Raw genomic sequence first — 17,602 nt, forward strand, 5'->3', positions numbered from 1 at the left:
GGAGACGGGGGTGCGGCGAGAGACGGGCGTCAGGGGGCGCATCGCCTCACCGTACGTCCCACCAGCCCCACCCGTCCCAGGATCCACCGCCGAGATGACGCTCGCGGACAGCCGAGATGACGGTTCCGGCGCCTCGAGGTGACGCTCGCGGCGCTCGGGAGCCACGGATACGGCGCTGGGCCGCGACGTCCCTAGACTGTCTCGATGACCTTCCGCCTCTACGACACCGCGACCCGCGGGGTGCGCGACTTCGTGCCCCTCGTCGAGGGCCACGCGGGTCTGTACCTGTGCGGGCTCACCGTCCAGTCCGAGCCGCACGTCGGGCACCTCCGCTCGGGCATCAACTTCGACGTCCTGCAGCGCTGGCTGCGCCACCGCGGGTTCGAGGTCACCTTCATCCGCAACGTCACCGACATCGACGACAAGATCCTGGCCAAGGCCGCCGAGCAGGGCCTTCCCTGGTACGCACTGGCGTCGGCCATGAAGCGCGAGCTCGACGCGGCGTACGCCGCCCTCAACGTCGCGCCCCCGACCTACGAGCCGGCCGCGACCGGCCACGTGCCGGAGATGCTGGAGCTGATCGCCGAGCTGATCGAGCGCGGGCACGCGTACGCCGCCGAGGACGGGTCGGCCGACGTCTACTTCGACGTGCGGTCGTGGCCGTCGTACGGCGAGCTGACCCGCCAGGGCATCGACGACATGGAGGCCGCCGGCGACGCCGACCCGCGCGGCAAGCGCGACCCGCGCGACTTCGCCCTGTGGAAGAGCGCCAAGGACGGCGAGCCGTCGACCGCGTCCTGGCCCAGCCCGTGGGGCCGCGGCCGCCCGGGATGGCACATCGAGTGCTCGGCGATGGCCGGCAAGTACCTCGGACCCGCGTTCGACGTGCACGGCGGCGGTGTCGACCTGCGCTTCCCGCACCACGAGAACGAGCAGGCGCAGTCCCGCGCCGCCGGCCGCCCGTTCGCGACCTACTGGATGCACAACGCCTGGATCACCACCGCCGGCGAGAAGATGAGCAAGTCGCTCGGCAACTCGCTGGTCGTCTCCGAGGTCCTGGAGCGGGTCCGCGGCATCGAGCTGCGCTTCTACATGGTCGCCTCGCACTACCGCTCCCACGTCGAGTTCAGCACCGAGGCGCTCGAGGACGCCGCGGTCGGGTTCCGGCGGGTCGAGCAGCTGCTCGACCGGCTCGGCCTCGGCGCCGACCGCGAGGAGACCCCGACGGCCGAGCTGCCGGCGGCGTACGTCGAGGCCCTCGACGACGACCTCGGTACGCCGGCCGCGGTCGCGGTGCTCCACGACACCGTCCGCGAGGCCAACCGCCTCGCCGACGCCGGTGACCACGACCGCGCCCGCGAGCGCGGCGCCGCCGTGGTCGCGATGCTCGACGTGCTCGGTCTCGACCCGGCCGACCCGGCCTGGCGCGCCTCCGGCGGCGCCGCCGACCGCGAGGCCGCCCTGACCTCCGCCCTCGACTCCCTGCTCGGCGCACTCCTGGCCGAGCGCGACGCGGCGCGGGCGAGCAAGGACTTCGCCACCGCCGACACGATCCGCGACCGCGTCAAGGCGGCCGGCATCGAGGTCGAGGACACCCCCGACGGACCGAGATGGAGCCTCACCTGATGGCAGGGATCTCGAGACGCTCGCTCCGCTCGCTCCTCAATCACCGTGAAGGACACTGACGTGGCTGGAAATTCGCAGCGCAAGGGCGCGATCCGCAAGTCGAGCAAGAGCCCGACGGCCGGCTCGGGCGGGCGCGTCAAGCGCGGGCTCGAGGGCAAGGGCCCGACGCCGAAGGCCAAGGACCGGCCGTACCACAAGTCGTACCGCTCGGGCGCGGCTGCAGCGGGCGGCTCCGGGGGACCGGGCGGCTCCGGCGGCCAGGGCCGCAGCGGCCCGGGTACGCGCGGTGGCCAGCGTCGTCGCAGCAGCGACGCCGAGTGGGTCGCCGGTCGCAACTCGGTGGTCGAGGCGCTGCGCGAGGGCGTGCCGGTCAACACCGTCTACGTCGCCGACGGCGCCGAGCGCGACGGGCGCCTGCGCGAGGCGTTCGCGCTGGCCGCCGAGCAGGGCGTCGCCATCCTGCAGACGACCAAGGGCGAGCTCGACCGGCTCACCAACGGCGCCGTGCACCAGGGCCTCGCCGCGCGGATCCCCGCCTACGTCTACGCCCACCCCGACGACCTGCTCGACCGGGCCGCCCAGGCCGGCGAGCCGCCGCTGATCGTCGCGCTGGACTCCGTCACCGACCCCCGCAACCTCGGGGCGGTCGTGCGCAGCGCGGCCGGCTTCGGCGCCCACGGCGTCGTCGTGCCCGAGCGTCGCGCCGCCGGGATGACAGCCTCGGCGTGGAAGACCAGCGCCGGCGCCGCGGCCCGGATCCCGGTCGCCCAGACCGTCAACCTGGTACGCCAGATCAAGGCCTACCAGCAGGCCGGCCTGATGGTGATCGGCCTGGCCGCGGAGGGCGAGGTCTCGCTGCCCGACCTGGACCTCGCCGACGGCCCGCTGCTCGTCGTCGTCGGCTCCGAGGGCGACGGCCTGTCGCGCCTGGTGGCCGAGACCTGCGACCAGCTGGTCTCGATCCCGATGGCCAACCGGCTGGAGTCCCTCAACGCCGGGGTGGCCGCCTCGGTCGCGCTCTACGAGATCGCCCGCCGCCGCGCCTGACCCGCCGAGATGACGCTCGCGGACAGCCGAGATGACGCTTGCGGCGCGTCGAGGTGACGGTTCCGGCGCTCAGAAGTAGTCGAGCACCGCGGGCGCACGACGGCGCAGCAGGCGGTCGAGAGCGGCGTCGGTGCGCTCGTCGCCACCCACGAGGTGGCCCCCGGCGCGGAGGTCGACGGCGGGGAGCGTGCCGGCGTACGCCAGGGCCAGCCCCTGCGGCGTGAGCGTCGGCAGCCGGTCGTCGTCGGTGACGCGAGCGACCGCCGACCCGCCGGGGCGCACCTCGAGCGCCCACGACCCGTCAAGCACGCCCAGCGGGTCCCCGGCCACCCGCAGCGACAGCGCGACGTCGTCGTCGGGCCCCGCCGTGAGGGAGCCGAGGGCCGACGGGTGCACGCGCGCCATGTAGGGGCGGCGCTCGACGGCCGCCCAGGTCGAGGAGGGCAGCACGAGCCGGGCCGGGTGGTCGCCGGAGGTGCGCAGCCGCACCGTCCCGGCCACGCTGGCGAAGCTGCCGAGCACCCGCCACAGCGCCCGCGCCGCGTCGGGGGTCAGCGTGACGAGGTCGTCGACGTCCAGCCTCGCGGCGGGGCCGTACCCGGGGCCGCGGGTCCAGGCGGCGTACCCCACCACCCCGTCGTCGTCCTCGGCGAGGGTCACCCCGCTGACCTCGGCCAACCGCTCGCCGCCGCCGGCGCTGAAGCAGGCCGCGGTGCGGGTCAGCGGGCCGTTGCGGGTCACGGCCCACCGGGCGTACGCCGCGTCGACCGCCGGGAGGTCCGCGGCCGTCGCGCGGCGCACCGTCGTGCCGGCCGGCGCCCGGACCGAGGCGAGGGCCGCCGTGGGCAGGTCGACGTGGTCGAGCGAGCCGACCACCTCGTAGCCCAGGCTCCGGTAGATGCCGGGCGCGGTCGGGAACAGCGTGGACACGGCCTGGCCGTGCTCGGCCAGGGCTTCGGCCAGCACCCCGCGCAGCAGGCCACGTCCGCGGTGCTCCGCGGCGACGGCGACGCCGGCGATCCCGCAGGTCGCGACCTCCCGGCCGTGCCAGAAGGACGCGTCGTGCCGGGCGGTGGCCTTGGCGACCAGGTGCTCGTCGTCGAACGTGCCCCAGGTGGTCGTGCCGGGGGCCGGGAACTCGCCGGCCACCCGACCGCCGCCGGGCCGCGGGTTCCCGAACGCCTCGTGCCCCAGCTCCTTCGAGGCGGTCACGTCGTCGGCGGTCATCGGGCGGGTCTCGGGCACGCCCCGACGCTAGCCGAGGTGACGCTCGCGGACAGCCGAGATGACGCTCGCGGCGCCTCGAGGTGACGGTTCCGGACACCTCTGCCCCGGACACCTCCGCCCCGGACACCTCAGCCCCGTCGCGGGTGACGCCCCGCGCCCTCGCCGCGGGCGTAGCGCCGGCCCGGGTGGCGCGCCCGGTCGTCGTACGCCGTCCGCAGCTCGCCCAGCCACCTGCCGAGCCCGGGCTCGACGAACCCGCCACCGCGCACGACGACGACCACCCACCCCTCGCGGACCATCGCCGCCCGGCGTTCCTCGTCGTCCGCCTGCTTCTGGTCGTCGGCGTGCCAGTCGGCGCCGTCGTACTCCAGCGCGATCCGGCGGCGCCGGTCGGCGAGGTCGAGGCGCACCCACCCGTACCCCTCGACCCAGGCGTCGACCTGAGGGTCGAGGTCGGTGTACCCGTGGTCGTGCGCGGTGAGGCGGAGCCAGGACTCGCGGGGCGACTCGGCGCGGGGGTCGATGCGGGGGACGAGCTCGCGGTACTGCGTGACGCCGCGCCGGCCGGCGAACCGGGCGAGCATCGGTCCGTGCGCCTCGGCGTCGACCTGGTGCAGGCGGGCGAAGGCGTCGAGCGCCGCCATCGCGTCGCCGCGTCCCCACCGGCAGGCGAGGTCGGCCGCGGTGCGCAGCGGCGTCGTCACGGCGACGCCGTGCACCGAGGTCACCTCGTCCGGGGCGACCGTGCGTCGGCACCCGTCGGCGTCGTCGCGGCGGGTGGCCCGCCGCCCCGAGACCGAGGCCACGTCGAGCACGTCGGGACCGCGCCCCGGGCGGCCGGGACCGACGTCGACCCCGTGCAGCCAGGCCGCGGAGTAGTCGCACACGACCTGCCCCGGACCCAGCACGAGCGCGGCCGCCTGGGCGCGCACGAGCAGGGAGTCCTCCACCTCGCCGCGCACCCCGACCCCGCGCAGCACGCGGCGGACCACGCCGCGCGCCACGAGACGGCGTACGGAGCGCGGGTCGCGCCCCAGGGTGGGGTCGGTGAGCAGGAACGGGGTCCACGGCAGGTTCTCCATGTCCCTGGTATGCCCGATCGAGGGCCCGTGGGAGGACCCCGGACGAGCGAGCTGGGGACAACCCTGTCCGGAACCGTCATGTGGACGCGCCGCGACCGTCATCTCGGCTGTCCGCGAGCGTCACCTCGGCTAGAGGTCCTCGGCGATGACCTCGTCGGGCCGCGCCGGCAGCTGGGTGTCGATGAAGTCGCGCGCGGTCTCGAAGATGTCGACCTCGCGGCCGGCCTGCTCGGAGAGGTACCACCGGTGCTCGAGCACCTGGTGGAACAGCTCGGCCGGCTGCAGCTTGCCCCGCCGGTCGGCCGGCACCATCGCCATCAGCGGCTCGTAGACGTCGCCGAGCCACCGGTTCGCGACCAGGCTGCGGTCCTCGCGGCCGAGGTCGTGGGACGCGGTGTACGCCGCGATGTCATTGAGCATCCGCCGGGCCTGGGCGTCCTCGACGTCGAGACCGGTGAGCCCGCGCAGCTCGCGGCAGTGGTGCCCGAGCTCGACGACCTGGGGCTGGATGCGGACGGTGTCGCCGTCGAAGTCGGTGACGATGTCGAGCTCCTCGACGTCGAAGCCGAGCTCGTTGAGCCGCTCGATGCGTCGCTCGATGCGCCAGATCTCCTCGAGGGAGAACTCCTCGGCGCCGGTCAGCTGGTCCCACAGCGCGGTGTAGCGGTCCTGCAGCATCGCGACGACCTCGTGCGGGCGCAGGTCGGCGTCGACGGCGCCGCTGGCCTGCAGGTCCAGGAGCTCGGCGAACACGTTCTCGGTGGCCACGGTGACGTCGTGCTCGCGCATCCCGCGCGACAGCTGCTCGCGCAGCTCACCGGTCTCGGCGTCGACGAGGTACGCCGCGAACCCGCCGGCGTTGCGCCGGAACAGCACGTTCGACAGCGACACGTCGCCCCAGTAGAAGTCGGCGAGGTGCAGCCGGACCAGCAGCACCACGAGCGCGTCGACCAGCGAGGGCAGGTTGTCGGCGCGCAGCCCGTGCGCGAACAGGCTGCGGTAGGGCATCGAGAAGGACAGGTGCTGGGTCACCAGTGCGGCGGGCAGCTCCTCACCGGCGGCGTCGGTCCGTCCGGTGACCACTCCCTGCGGCATCACCGCGGGCAGCCCGATCCGCTGAAGGTCGCGCAGGAGGCGGTACTCCCGGAAGGCGATCTCCTCGACCGTCTCCTTGACCGCGTACGTCCGCCCGCGCAGCCGTACGATCCGCACCACGTGGCGCGACAGCCCGCGCGGGAGCGGCACGACGTAGTCGTCGGTCCACTCCTCCAGCGGCGTCCCCCACGGCAGGGAGATCACCGCGGGGTCCGGCCGGTGGGCCACGATGTGCAGCGCCATGGGCGAAGCCTAGGCCCCGGGAGGCGCCGGAATCGTCACCTCGAGGCGCCGCGAGCGTCATCTCGGCTGTCCGCGAGCGTCATCTCGGCTAGCCCAGGACGGTGCAGCTGCTCGCGTCGTTGACCTCGCGCACCCGGCTGAACGCCGCGAGGTCGATCTTGAGGCCGGTGTGCTCGCCGACGTAGGTCACCGGGCTGGCGTCGTGGTCGTGACCGCCCTCGACGGCGTCGACGATCGCGGCCAGGAAGCGTCCGGCGATCGGGGCGTTCTTGAACTGGTTGCCGCTGGTGCCCATCGCGACGTAGAAGCCGGGGGCGTCGGTGCGGTCGTAGATCGGCGTCCAGTCGTCGGCGACGTCGTAGACGCCGACCACGCCGGAGGGCCGGTTCGGCATCGTCAGGTCGGGCAGCCGGCGCGCGGCGCGGGTCACCTGGGCCTCGTACCGCTCCAGCGAGACGTGGTGGTCGACCGCGTCGATCCCGGCGGCCCCGCCCTCGACCCACTCCATCGGGTCGCAGTCCGGCTCGCTGCCGCCGACGACCCAGGCGCCGCTCGGGCCGGGACGCATGTACGTCCCGAGGTCGAGGTCGAAGACGCCCGGCGCCGGGTCCTCGCGCCCGTCCCAGGCGCCCGGCCGGGCGACCTGGTGCACCTCCTGGCGCAGCGGGCGCACGCCCACGGTGAACTCCGCGCCCACCCCGGCCATCGTGTTGAAGGCGCCCGACCACGGCCCGGCGGCGTTGACCACGACCGGCGACTCGACCCGACGGCCGTCGGCCAGCACGAGCACCCAGACCTCGCCGACGCGCTCGCAGGAGACGACCTCGGCGCGGTACGCCGTCCGCGCCCCGTGCAGACGCGCGGCGTAGGCCAGGTTGTCCGCGGCCAGCCGGGGGTCGTCCATGTAGCCGGCGTCGGGGGTGTAGATCGCGCCGAGCCGCTGGTCGGTCTCCTCCCAGAACGCGTCGTCGGTGACCGGCTTGTTGGGCCAGTACGCCCCCACGTCGAGGTGGGGGAACCGCGCCGCGAGGGCATCGGCGTCGAGGTACTCGAACGGCACCCCGGCCGCGCGCAGCAGCTCCTGGCTGTGGTCGTTCGGCACCGCCGGCACGTCGAGGTGCAGCATCCCGGTGCGGTGGAAGGCGGTCAGCGCGGGCGGGTCGGCCAGCGGCTCGAACCCCGGCAGGCCGAGGTGGTCGGCCCACGCCTCCCACATGAACTTCGCCTCCCACGACGTGGCGGTGGTGTCGAAGGTGGAGTAGAGGAAGCGGATCACCGCGCTGGAGGCCGACGTCGACCCGTGACCGGGTCCGGCGGCCTTGTCGAGCACGAGCACCGAGCGGCCGGCGCGCGCGAGCTCGAGCGCGACGGCGGAGCCGATCACGCCGGAGCCGACGACGACGGCGTCCGCGGTCAGGGAGGAGGTCTGGTCCATCGGTGTCTCCGTCGTTCGGCAGGTGGGGGTCAGGCGTCGACGACGATGTCGCCGTCGGGGGTGGAGCAGCAGGGCAGGAACTTGCCGGCGGCGACCTCGCGCGGGCGGATGCCGCCCTGGTGGCTCATCTCCACCTTCCCGGCGAGCAGTCCGGACTTGCAGGTGCCGCACAGCCCGCCGCCGCACGAGCTCGGCAGCGAGATGCCGGCCTGCTGAGCCGCGGCGAGGACGGTCGTGCCGGGCGCGCAGACGACCTCACGGCCCGAGCGGCCGAAGGTGACGGTGGCCGTCCCCGGTGCGGCGGCAGGGACCTCGCCGAGCAGCACCGGACCCTCCAGCACCTCGGGCAGGGCAGGCACGGGCGCAACGGGTGCCGCGGGCGCCGCGGGCGCCGCGGCCTCGCCGAGCACGAAGCTCTCCTCGTGGCACCGGTCCGGGTCGACGCCGACCTCGGCGAGCAGCGCCCGGGTCGCGGTCATGTAGCCGGGAGGTCCGCAGGTGAACACCTCGCGGTCGCCCACGTCGGGCACCTGCGCGGCCAGCAGGTCGGCGGTGAGCCGGCCCCGGGGTCCCGGCCAGGAGGCCGAGCCGGGGGAGTCGTCCTCGCAGACCCAGACCACGCGCAGCCCGGGGTGGTCGGCGGCCAGCGCGTCGAGCTCGCCGCGGCAGGCGAGGTCGGCCGGCGTCCGGGCGCTGTGCACGACGACGACGTCGTCGAGCTCGCCGAGGTCGGCCATCGCGCGCACCGTCGACAGGGTCGGGGTGACGCCGCTGCCGGCCGACAGGAGCAGGTAGCGCGCGGCCGGGTGCGCGGCGACGGTGAAGTCGCCGTTCGGCCCGCGTACCGCCACCCGGTCGCCGGGCTGGAGCCGGTCGTGGAGGTACGGCGACAGCACGCCCCCCTCGATCCGCTTGACCGTGATCGTCAGCAGGTGCGGCCGGGTCGGCGGGGAGGACAGCGTGTAGCAGCGCTCGACCGGGACCCCGTCGACGTCGACGACCATCGTCACGAACTGTCCGGGGGCGTAGGCGAAGGTGCCGGGCACCGTCGGCTCGAGGACCAGCGTCACCACGTCGTGGGTCACCGGCACCCGCCGGCGCACGACCATCTCCTGGTCGAGGGCGGCCTCGGGGGCCAGCAGCCCGTCGCCGACCGCGCGGGGCAGGTCGGGCACCAGCCGCAGGGCCGGGGTCGGCCCGGGGTCGGTCCAGGCGTCGTGCAGCAGCTCGCTCATCGGACGATCTCCTCGCGGATGCGGGCGGCGTACCAGGAGACGAAGGCGTCCACCTGGGCCTCGGTCTCGGTGTAGGGGCCGGGGACGTAGGCCGGGTCGGAGATGCCCCGGTGGGCGAGCGCCACGAACGCGGCGTCCTCCTCGTTCGTGTGGCGCCAGACCTCGGTCAGCGCGTCGACGTCGTAGTCGACGCCCTCGACGGCGTCCGCGTCGACCAGCCAGGTGGTGCGCACCAGGGTCTTGTCGACGCCGACCGGGAAGACCGCGAAGGTGACGGCGTGGTCGGCGCAGACGTGCAGCCACAGGTTGGGCTGGGCGTGCAGGCCGAGCCGGCCCATCCGGAAGCCGTCGACGTCGCCGAGGGTGCGCTGCACCAGGCGGGTGCCGTCGCGGCTGAAGGACTCGCCGGCGGCGTCCATCGGGCTGCGCTCGACACGGAAGCCGAGCGGGCGGTCGACGAGGTCGCTGATCGTCGGGTACGGCAGCCCCTGCGCCGCGCAGCGCTGGGCGAGCTCGGCGTCGGCGAGCAGGAACCGCTCGTGCGAGGCGCGCATCCGGTCGGGGACCTGGTCCTCGGCCAGGCCCCAGGTCTGGAAGAAGGTGCAGAGCAGGTCGGGGTGGCCGTCGCAGTGGTAGCACTCCCGGTTGTTCTCCATGGTGAGCTTCCAGTTGCCGTCCTCGACCAGGTCGATCTGGGCGGCGACCTTCGCGCGGCCCAGGCCGTGGGGGGCGAAGTACGGCGCGATCACCCGCGCCACGTCCTCGACGTCGTCCGGCGGCTCGGCGGCCAGGCAGACGAACAGCAGGCCCTCGATCTCGCGGACGTGCACCGAGAGCAGCGACAGGCAGGCCGGGTCGATGCCCGGGCCGAGCTGCGGGGCGTGCACGAGGCGGCCGTCGGTGCTGTAGGTCCAGCGGTGGTAGCCGCAGACGATGTTGCCGACCGAGCCCTTGTCCTCGGTGACCAGGCGGGCACCGCGGTGGCGGCAGACGTTGTGGAAGGCGCGGACCTGCTCGTCGTCGTCGCGCAGCACCATCACCGAGGCCCGCCCGATGTCGAGCGTGACGTAGTCGCCGGGCTCCGGCACCTCGGCGGAGGTGCCGACGAAGACCCACTGCCGCTGCCAGAGCAGCTCGAGCTCGACCTGGTGCAGGTCGGGGTCGGTATAGAGCGGCGCCGGCAGGCTGTGGCCGGGCGTGCGGGCGTCGAGCGCGCGCAGCAGCGCCTCGCGCTGCGACGAGAGCGGGGCGGCCGTGGCCGGGGCGACCGGAGTGGTCGGGGCAGGGTCGGTCAGGGTCATGGTGGGGGTCCTCCGGGTCGGCGGGCGGGGGCATGCGGACAGCCTGCCGTAGTGCTGCCCGGAGCCGGAAGGAACGAAGTCCAGCGCTCGTCCCTGCTGTGCCACGTCCTTGCAGGTCAGCGGGCTGCCCGGTCAGGCTCGACCGAGGTCGTTCCTTCCGGCTACGTCACGGCGGGCGAGGTCAGGCCCGGCGACGCCAGCGCGCACGGCCGGTGCGGTCGCGCAGGCGGCCGACGGGGGTCCACCCGCCGCGCAGGCCCTCGGCGTCGGGCTGGGGCGCGCGGACGTTGCCGTCCTGGTCGGGCACGCGCGGGCCCCGGACCGCGACCCGGTCCACCAGCGGGTTCACCAGCCGGTCGTAGACGACCGGCATCAGGCGGAACCCGGTGACGGCGAGCAGGTTGACCGGCCCGACGTGGGTCATCCGGCGCGGGTGGTCGAGCGCGCGGACGCAGGCCGCGGCGACCTTCTCGGGCGTGACGACCGGCGGCGGGGCGGACCCGGCGCTGCCGCCGTAGGTGGCGGCCTGGTGGTAGATCGGGGTGTCCACCGCGCCCGGGAGGACGATGCTGACGCCGATGCCGCGCTCGCGGCGCACCTCGAGCTGGAGCCCGCGGACCAGGCCGAGCTGGCCCCACTTGGCGGTGCAGTAGGCCGTCATCGACGGCACCGACATCTCCGCGAGCAGCGAGCTGACGACGACCAGCTGGCCACCGCCCTGGCGCCGGAAGACCGGCAGCACGGCCTGCGCGAGGTGGACGGTGCCGATCACGGCGGTGTCGACGACAGCGGCGAACACGTCGGCCGGCACCTGCTCGACGGTCCCGTAGGCCATCGTCTGCGCGGAGGTGACGACCCCGTCGAGGCGGCCGTGGTCGGCGACGCAGCGCTCGACGGCGGCGACCACGGAGGCGGCGTCGGTGAGGTCGAGGGCGACCCCGGTCGTACCCCCGCCGAGCTCGGCGGCCACGGCGGCGACCCGGCCGGCGTCACGGGCGCCGACGACCACCGTGTCGCCCCGCTCGACGAGCTGGCGGGCGGTGGCCAGGCCGATGCCGGAGGTGCCTCCGACGACCAGGACGACGCGGGGACCGGAGGGGGTGGAGGGCATGCGTCGAGGCTAGGCCGGGACCGGGGGAGGGCCCGCTCACCCTCCTGCGGACGGGGGAGCGGTCAGGCTGGGGGGATGACTCCCCCGAAGATCGCCGGGCTCGCCCTCCGCTCCCTGGTCCCGCTGCCGGTGCTGCCGCGCTCCGTCCCGGCCGGCCAGGTGGTCGTGGTGACCGGGGCGTCCAGCGGGATCGGCCGGGCGACCGCGGTCGAGGCGGCCCGCCGCGGGCACCACGTCGTCCTCGCCGCGCGCCGCCAGGCGGTGCTCGACGAGGTCGCCGCCGAGTGCGACGAGGTGGGGGCCGCGTCCACGACGACGGTGGCCACCGACGTCGCCGCCGACGGGGACGCCGAGGCGCTGCTGGCCGCGACGCGGGAGGCCCACGGCCGGGTCGACGCCGTGCTGCACTGCGCCGGGGTGGTCACCTACGGCCGGGTCGAGGAGACCGGTGCGGGCGACTTCGACCAGGTGCTGGCCACCAACATCTCCGGCACGGCCAACGTCGCGCGGCACTCACTGCGGCTGATGCGCGAGCAGGAGCGCGGCACGCTGGTGCTCGTCGGGTCGTTGCTCGGCCACGTCGCGGTGCCGGAGATGACGCCGTACGTCGTCTCGAAGTGGGGGGTGCGCGCCCTGGCCCGCCAGCTGCACATCGAGAACCTCGACCTGCCCGACGTGCACGTCTGCCTGGTCTCGCCGGGCAGCGTCGACACCCCGATCTACGACAGCGCCCTCGACGCGGCGGGCGGCGTGAACTCCGCGCCGCCGCCCGCGATCAGCCCGGAGCGGGTGGCCGGGGCGGTGCTGGCCCAGCTGGCCTGGCCGCGCTCGCAGACCCAGACGCAGCTGAGCAACTACGGGCTGATGCTGGGCTTCGGGCTGGCGCCCTGGGCGTGGGACCGCGTGGTCGGCCCGGCGTTCCGGCTGGTGTCGCGCCGGACCTGAGGCCTCACCCGGGCCTCAGCGCAGGCGGCGTACCTCGAACCGGTCCCCGGGGTCGGCGATCGCGTCCTGCGCGGCGACCAGGGCGATCTCGCGGGTGCCGGCCGCGACGGTGGCCTCCAGGACCGCGAAGACCGCCGAGGTGGTCAGCGACAGCGCCCGTTCCGGCGAGCCGGTGGTGCGCAGGTGGGCGAGGTAGAGCGCGGCGGTGACGTCGCCGCAGCCATTGGGCGCGATCGGCAGCAGCGGGGTGGTGACCGCCCAGGCGCCGGCGTCGGAGACGGCCACCACGTCGAGGGTCCCCTCGGCGGTCCCGTCGTGCAGGACGCTGGTGACCAGCACGTCACGGGGGCCGCGGGCCCGGACCACGTCGACCGCGGCGAGCACCTCGTCGAGGGTGCGGGTGGTGGTGCCGGCCAGGAAGTCCAGCTCGAAGTGGTTGGGCGTGACGACGTCGGCCGCGGGCACGACCGTGTCGCGCATGAACTCCGGGATGCCGGGGCGCACGAACATGCCGCGCCCCACGTCGCCCATCACCGGGTCGCAGCAGTAGACCGCGGCCGGGTTGGCCGTCTTGACCCGGGCGACGGCGTCGAGGACGACCTGGCCGACCGCCGGGTCGCCCTGGTAGCCCGACAGCACCGCGTCGGCCTCCCCGAGCACCCCGCGCTCCTCGATGCCGGTGATCACGTCGGCGACGTCGGAGGGCGCCAGCAGGGGGCCGCGCCAGGCGCCGTACCCGGTGTGGTTGGAGAAGTGCACGGTGATCACCGGCCAGACCTCGTGGCCCAGCCGCTGCAGCGGGAAGGTCGCCGCGGAGTTGCCGACGTGGCCGTAGGCCACCGAGGACTGGATGGAGAGGATCTTCACCCCCGGATCGTCCCGCCCCGCCGTGCGCCCCGCAAACCCGCCGCCGAGATGACGCTCGCGGACAGCCGAGATGACGCTTGCGGACAGTCGAGATGACGGTTGCGGACAGCCGAGATGACGGTTGCGGACAGCCGAGACGACGGTTGCGGACAGCTCAGGCGTCCGGGATGCGCCAGTCGAGCGGTGCGCCGCCGCGCTCGGCGAGGAGCGCGTCGACCTTGCTGAAGGGTCGGGAGCCGAAGAACCCCCGGCTGGCCGACAGCGGGGAGGGGTGGACCGAGGTCACGCACGGCACGTCGCCCAGCCACGGCTCCAGGGCCTGCGCGTCCTTGCCCCACAGGATCGCGGCGAGCGGTCCGCCGCGCTCGGCGAGGGCCCGGATGGCGGCGCCGGTGACGTCCTCCCAGCCCTTGCCGCGGTGCGAGGCCGGCTCGCCCGGCCGCACCGTCAGGGACCTGTTCAGCAGCATCACGCCCTGGTCGGCCCAGGCGGTGAGGTCCCCGTGGGAGGCCGGCTCGATGCCGAGGTCGTCGTGCAGCTCGCGGTAGATGTTGACCAGGCTGCGCGGAACCGGGCGTACGTCCCGCTCGACGGCGAAGCTGAGGCCGATCGGGTGGCCCGGGGTCGGGTACGGGTCCTGGCCGACCACGAGCACGCGTACGTCGGCCAGCGGCCGCTCGAAGGCACGGAAGACGGCCTCGCCGGCGGGGAGGTACGGCCGGCCGGCCGCGAGCTCCTCGCGCAGGAACCGGCCCATCGCGCCGATCTGCTCGTCGACCGGGGCCAGGGCCTCGGCCCAGTCGGGGGCAACGAGGCCCTTCTCGACGAGTCCTGCCAGTGCGCTCATGCCGGGGACGCTACCGGCGCGCCGACCCACCCCCGGGGTGTCCGCAACCGTCATCTCGACGCGCCGCGAGCGTCATCTCGGCTGTCCGCGAGCGTCATCTCGGCGGGGCGATGGACCGGCCCGCGGGGGCGGGCCTAGGTTCTGGCCATGTCCTCCAGCCCCACGTCGTCCAGCCCCGCCACACCTGCCGACAGCCCCGCCGCACCCGCCTCCGGTACCGCCGCACCCGCCTCCGGCCCCGCCCGGATCACCCACCTCGTCGCCGGGAGGCCGTGGCAGGGGACCGCGGAGCGGACCAGCGCGGTGCACGACCCGGCGACGGGGGAGCAGACCGGGGCGCTGGACCTGGCCTCGGCCGACCTGGTGGGGGAGGTGGTCGCCGGCGCGCACGCCGCGTGGCGCAGCTCCTGGGCCGATGTGTCCCTGGCCCGCCGCACCGCGGTGCTGTTCCGCTTCCGCGAGCTGCTGCGCCGCGACCAGGAGAAGATCGCCGCGCTGATCACCGCCGAGCACGGCAAGGTGCTCGACGACGCCTTCGCCGAGGTCGGCCGCGGCCTCGAGGTCGCCGAGCTGGCCTGCGGCATCCCGCACCTGCTCAAGGGCGGTCACACCGACAACGCCTCCGCCGGCGTGGACGTCTTCTCCCTGCGCCAGTCCCTCGGCGTGGTCGCGGTGATCTCGCCCTTCAACTTCCCGGCGATGGTGCCGCTGTGGTTCGTGCCGCTGGCCATCGCCTGCGGCAACGCGGTCGTCCTCAAGCCGTCCGAGAAGGACCCGTCCGCGACGCTGGCGATGGCGGCGCTCTGGACCGAGGCCGGGCTGCCCGACGGTGTCCTCAACGTCGTCAACGGCGACAAGGAGGCCGTCGACGCGCTGCTGACCCACCCGCAGGTCAAGGCCGTCAGCTTCGTCGGGTCCACCCCCGTCGCCCGCTACGTCTACGAGACCGGCACCGCCCACGGCAAGCGGGTCCAGGCCCTCGGCGGCGCCAAGAACCACATGCTGGTGCTGCCCGACGCGGACCTCGACCTGGCCGCGGACGCCGCGGTCAACGCCGGCTTCGGCTCCGCCGGGGAGCGGTGCATGGCCGTCTCCGCGCTGGTCGTCGTCGAGCCGGTCGCCGACGACCTCGTCGCGCGGATCGCCGAGCGGGTGGGACGGCTGCGTACCGGTGACGGCCGGCGCGGCTGCGACATGGGCCCGGTCATCACCCGCGAGGCCCGCGACCGGATCGCCTCCTACGTCGGCGCCGGGGCCGAGGCCGGCGCGACGGTCGTCGTCGACGGCCGCGACGGGGAGTACGACGCCGACGGCGACGGGTTCTTCATCGCCCCCAGCCTGATCGACCACGTCACCACCGACATGAGCGTCTACACCGACGAGATCTTCGGCCCGGTCCTCGCGGTCCTCCGGGTCGCCTCGTTCGACGAGGGCCTGGAGCTGATCAACGCCAACCCGTACGGCAACGGCACCGCGGTCTTCACCCACGACGGCGGCGCCGCGCGCCGCTTCCAGCGGGAGGTCGAGGTCGGCATGGTCGGCGTCAACGTGCCGGTGCCCGTCCCGGTCGCCTACTACTCCTTCGGTGGCTGGAAGAGCTCGCTCTTCGGCGACACCCACGCCCACGGCACCGAGGGCGTGCACTTCTACACCCGCGGCAAGGTCGTCACGCAACGCTGGCCCGACCCGAGCCACGGCGGCGTCGACCTCGGCTTCCCGAGCAACACGTGAGGCAGCCGCACCCGCTGGTGGTCACCCTGGTCCTCGACGAGGACACCACCGCCCGGTTCGAGGCCGAGCGCGCCGCGCTGTTCCCGGCCGGGCGCACCCAGGTCGGCGCGCACCTCACGCTCTTCCACGCCGTGCCCGGCGAGCGGCTCGACGACGTCCGCACCCAGGTACGGGCGACGGCGCGCCGGCCACCGTTCGCGGTCCCGGTGACCGAGGTGATGCCGCTCGGGAAGGGCGCCGCCTACCGCCTCGACAGCCCGGAGCTGGTCACCCTGCACGCCGACCTGCAGCGATCCTGGTGGGACGACCTCACGAAGCAGGACCGCCAGCCGTTGCGCCCCCACGTCACGGTGCAGAACAAGGTCGACGCCGACGTCGCGCGGGCCACGGTCGACCGGCTGCGCGCCGACTTCGCCCCCTTCACCGCGACCGCCGAGGCGCTGGCCGTCTGGCGCTACGTCGGCGGTCCGTGGGAGCCGGTCGAGCGGTACGCGTTCGCGCCCCCGACCCCCTGAGCCGCCCGCGGGCGGTAGTCCCTGACGAGATCGTCGTCAGATCACCCGATCGGCGACGATCTCGTCAGGGACTATCCCGTCCCGGGCCCGTCAGGTCGCGAGCCGGCGCGAGCCGGCGGAGCCGTACCGTCGTCGCGGGCTGGTCCCGATCGCGGTGGGGTCGCCCGGTGCCCGGGGGGAGGAGGTCTCGTCGAGCCACTCGTCGAGCGCCGGCCAGGTCGTGGTCACCGCGCCGCGGCCGGTGAGCAGCCCGAGGTGGCCGCCGGGCACGATCTCGAACCGGGTCTCCGGCGACCCGGTCAGCAGCGCCTCGACCGCCTTGACCGCGGCGACCGGGGCGATCCGGTCGTTCGCGCCGGCGACGACGAGGACCGGGACCCCGACGTCGGCCAGGTCGATCTCCAGCCCGTCGGCCGCGTAGGTGCCGCTCGCGAGCCCGGTGCCGCCGAGGAAGCGGTGGTAGAGCTGGCCGTAGGCGCGTCCGGGGTAGGCGTCCATCCGCCGGCGGAGCCGCTCGACGGCCTGCAGCTGCGCCCAGTACTCGCCGTCGTCGACGTGCACCGCGAGCGCCAGCGGCCGGGCGACCAGGCGCTGGACGGGCGGCAGCTGCACCGCCCAGGAGGCCAGCGGCGGGGTGCCGCCGAGGGCGCGGTAGCCCTGGCGGAGCAGCCCGCCGCCCTCGGTGGGGTCGATCAGGGGCCGCGCCGGGGCCACCATCGGCACGAGGTCGGTGTCGACCGGGGACCCCAGCACGGTCACCGACGCGACCGGCAGGTCGGCGTCGTGGGCGGCCGCGAGCAGCGCCATCGTGCCGCCGAGGCTCCAGCCGACGAGGTGCACCGGCCGGTCGCCGGCGTGCGCCGAGACCTCGCGGACCGCGGTCGGCACGGCGTCGGTGACGAAGGGCGCGAGGGACAGGTCGCGGTCGCGGAACGGGACCCGGCCGTACTCCACCAGGTAGGTCGGCCGGCCCGTGCCGACGAGGTGCTCGACCAGGGAGCAGCCGCGACGCAGGTCGTAGGCCAGGTCGGGTGCGGCCAGCGATGCCACCAGCAGCACCGGGTCGCCGTCGGTGTGCGCGGAGCCGGGACGGTAGTGGTGCACCGTGGCCAGGTCGTCCTCGTGCACCGTGGTCCGCGGGAAGGCACGCAGGTCGGCGACCCCGCCGCGCAGCACCCGCCGTCCCAGGGTGCCGGCCGCGGCGACGAGCTGATGGGGCTTGGGCACCAGGTCCATGGACCGACGGTAGCCGAGCCGACCCGGTCGTACCGGGTGGTGCCGGTGCCTGGAGCGGG

At 74.8% G+C, this 17,602-nt stretch carries 15 protein-coding genes; 5 read left to right on the plus strand and 10 right to left on the minus strand.

Features of this window, described 5'->3' with window-relative positions; translation table 11 throughout:
* Positions 1-204: 204 nt before the first annotated feature.
* Positions 205-1,626 carry a cysteine--tRNA ligase gene (gene cysS, locus GV155_RS03250; protein WP_160005191.1) on the plus strand — a complete coding sequence of 474 codons (1,422 nt, stop codon included), beginning with the start codon at positions 205-207 and terminating at the stop codon, positions 1,624-1,626.
* Between the two features lie 60 nt (positions 1,627-1,686).
* On the plus strand, positions 1,687-2,673 hold the full coding sequence (gene rlmB / locus GV155_RS03255) for a 23S rRNA (guanosine(2251)-2'-O)-methyltransferase RlmB (protein ID WP_160005193.1): 987 nt from the start codon (positions 1,687-1,689) through the stop codon (positions 2,671-2,673).
* Between the two features lie 69 nt (positions 2,674-2,742).
* On the opposite strand, the gene GV155_RS03260 is transcribed toward rlmB, so the two are convergent.
* From GV155_RS03260 to GV155_RS03290, 7 genes are all read right to left on the minus strand, one after another.
* Positions 2,743-3,918, minus strand: coding sequence for a GNAT family N-acetyltransferase (locus GV155_RS03260; protein WP_160005195.1), 1,176 nt, complete (start codon positions 3,916-3,918; stop codon positions 2,743-2,745).
* A 110-nt stretch (positions 3,919-4,028) separates the two neighbouring features.
* On the minus strand, positions 4,029-4,982 hold the full coding sequence (locus GV155_RS03265; protein WP_160005197.1) for a hypothetical protein: 954 nt from the start codon (positions 4,980-4,982) through the stop codon (positions 4,029-4,031).
* A 129-nt stretch (positions 4,983-5,111) separates the two neighbouring features.
* Complete coding sequence (locus tag GV155_RS03270; protein WP_160005199.1) at positions 5,112-6,320, minus strand: DUF4032 domain-containing protein; 1,209 nt, start codon at positions 6,318-6,320, stop codon at positions 5,112-5,114.
* An 88-nt stretch (positions 6,321-6,408) separates the two neighbouring features.
* The gene (locus GV155_RS03275) at positions 6,409-7,755 is read right to left on the minus strand and encodes an NAD(P)/FAD-dependent oxidoreductase (protein ID WP_160005201.1); all 1,347 of its coding nucleotides are present in this window, start codon (positions 7,753-7,755) and stop codon (positions 6,409-6,411) included.
* A gap of 29 nt (positions 7,756-7,784) precedes the next feature.
* Positions 7,785-8,990: a hybrid-cluster NAD(P)-dependent oxidoreductase gene (locus GV155_RS20940; protein WP_160005203.1), complete on the minus strand. Its 1,206-nt coding sequence runs from the start codon at positions 8,988-8,990 to the stop codon at positions 7,785-7,787.
* A complete protein-coding gene (locus GV155_RS03285; protein ID WP_160005205.1) occupies positions 8,987-10,291 on the minus strand; it encodes an aromatic ring-hydroxylating oxygenase subunit alpha in 1,305 nt (434 codons plus the stop codon). Before GV155_RS03285 ends, GV155_RS20940 begins: the two co-directional genes overlap by 4 nt.
* 181 nt (positions 10,292-10,472) lie before the next feature.
* Positions 10,473-11,402, minus strand: a complete 930-nt coding sequence (locus GV155_RS03290; protein ID WP_160005207.1) for an SDR family NAD(P)-dependent oxidoreductase — start codon at positions 11,400-11,402, stop codon at positions 10,473-10,475.
* A 75-nt stretch (positions 11,403-11,477) separates the two neighbouring features.
* Here GV155_RS03290 and GV155_RS03295 point away from each other — a divergent pair, with 75 nt between their 5' ends.
* Entirely contained in the window at positions 11,478-12,347 is an 870-nt protein-coding gene (locus GV155_RS03295; protein ID WP_160005209.1) for an SDR family NAD(P)-dependent oxidoreductase, read from the plus strand.
* Between the two features lie 15 nt (positions 12,348-12,362).
* On the opposite strand, the gene pdxY is transcribed toward GV155_RS03295, so the two are convergent.
* Positions 12,363-13,214: a pyridoxal kinase PdxY gene (gene pdxY / locus GV155_RS03300; protein ID WP_160005211.1), complete on the minus strand. Its 852-nt coding sequence runs from the start codon at positions 13,212-13,214 to the stop codon at positions 12,363-12,365.
* A 154-nt stretch (positions 13,215-13,368) separates the two neighbouring features.
* The gene (locus GV155_RS03305; protein ID WP_160005213.1) at positions 13,369-14,061 is read right to left on the minus strand and encodes a uracil-DNA glycosylase; all 693 of its coding nucleotides are present in this window, start codon (positions 14,059-14,061) and stop codon (positions 13,369-13,371) included.
* Between the two features lie 147 nt (positions 14,062-14,208).
* Between GV155_RS03305 and GV155_RS03310 the strand changes: the two genes are divergently transcribed.
* Together GV155_RS03310 and GV155_RS03315 are read left to right on the plus strand one after the other, a co-directional pair.
* Positions 14,209-15,792, plus strand: a complete 1,584-nt coding sequence (locus GV155_RS03310; protein ID WP_160005215.1) for a CoA-acylating methylmalonate-semialdehyde dehydrogenase — start codon at positions 14,209-14,211, stop codon at positions 15,790-15,792.
* Positions 15,789-16,307: a 2'-5' RNA ligase family protein gene (locus tag GV155_RS03315; RefSeq protein ID WP_160005217.1), complete on the plus strand. Its 519-nt coding sequence runs from the start codon at positions 15,789-15,791 to the stop codon at positions 16,305-16,307. Before GV155_RS03310 ends, GV155_RS03315 begins: the two co-directional genes overlap by 4 nt.
* A gap of 90 nt (positions 16,308-16,397) precedes the next feature.
* On the opposite strand, the gene GV155_RS03320 is transcribed toward GV155_RS03315, so the two are convergent.
* Positions 16,398-17,543, minus strand: coding sequence for an alpha/beta fold hydrolase (locus GV155_RS03320; RefSeq protein WP_201300040.1), 1,146 nt, complete (start codon positions 17,541-17,543; stop codon positions 16,398-16,400).
* Positions 17,544-17,602 lie beyond the last annotated feature (59 nt).

This window comes from Nocardioides sp. AX2bis (genome assembly GCF_902506435.1).
Lineage (GTDB): Bacteria > Actinomycetota > Actinomycetes > Propionibacteriales > Nocardioidaceae > Nocardioides.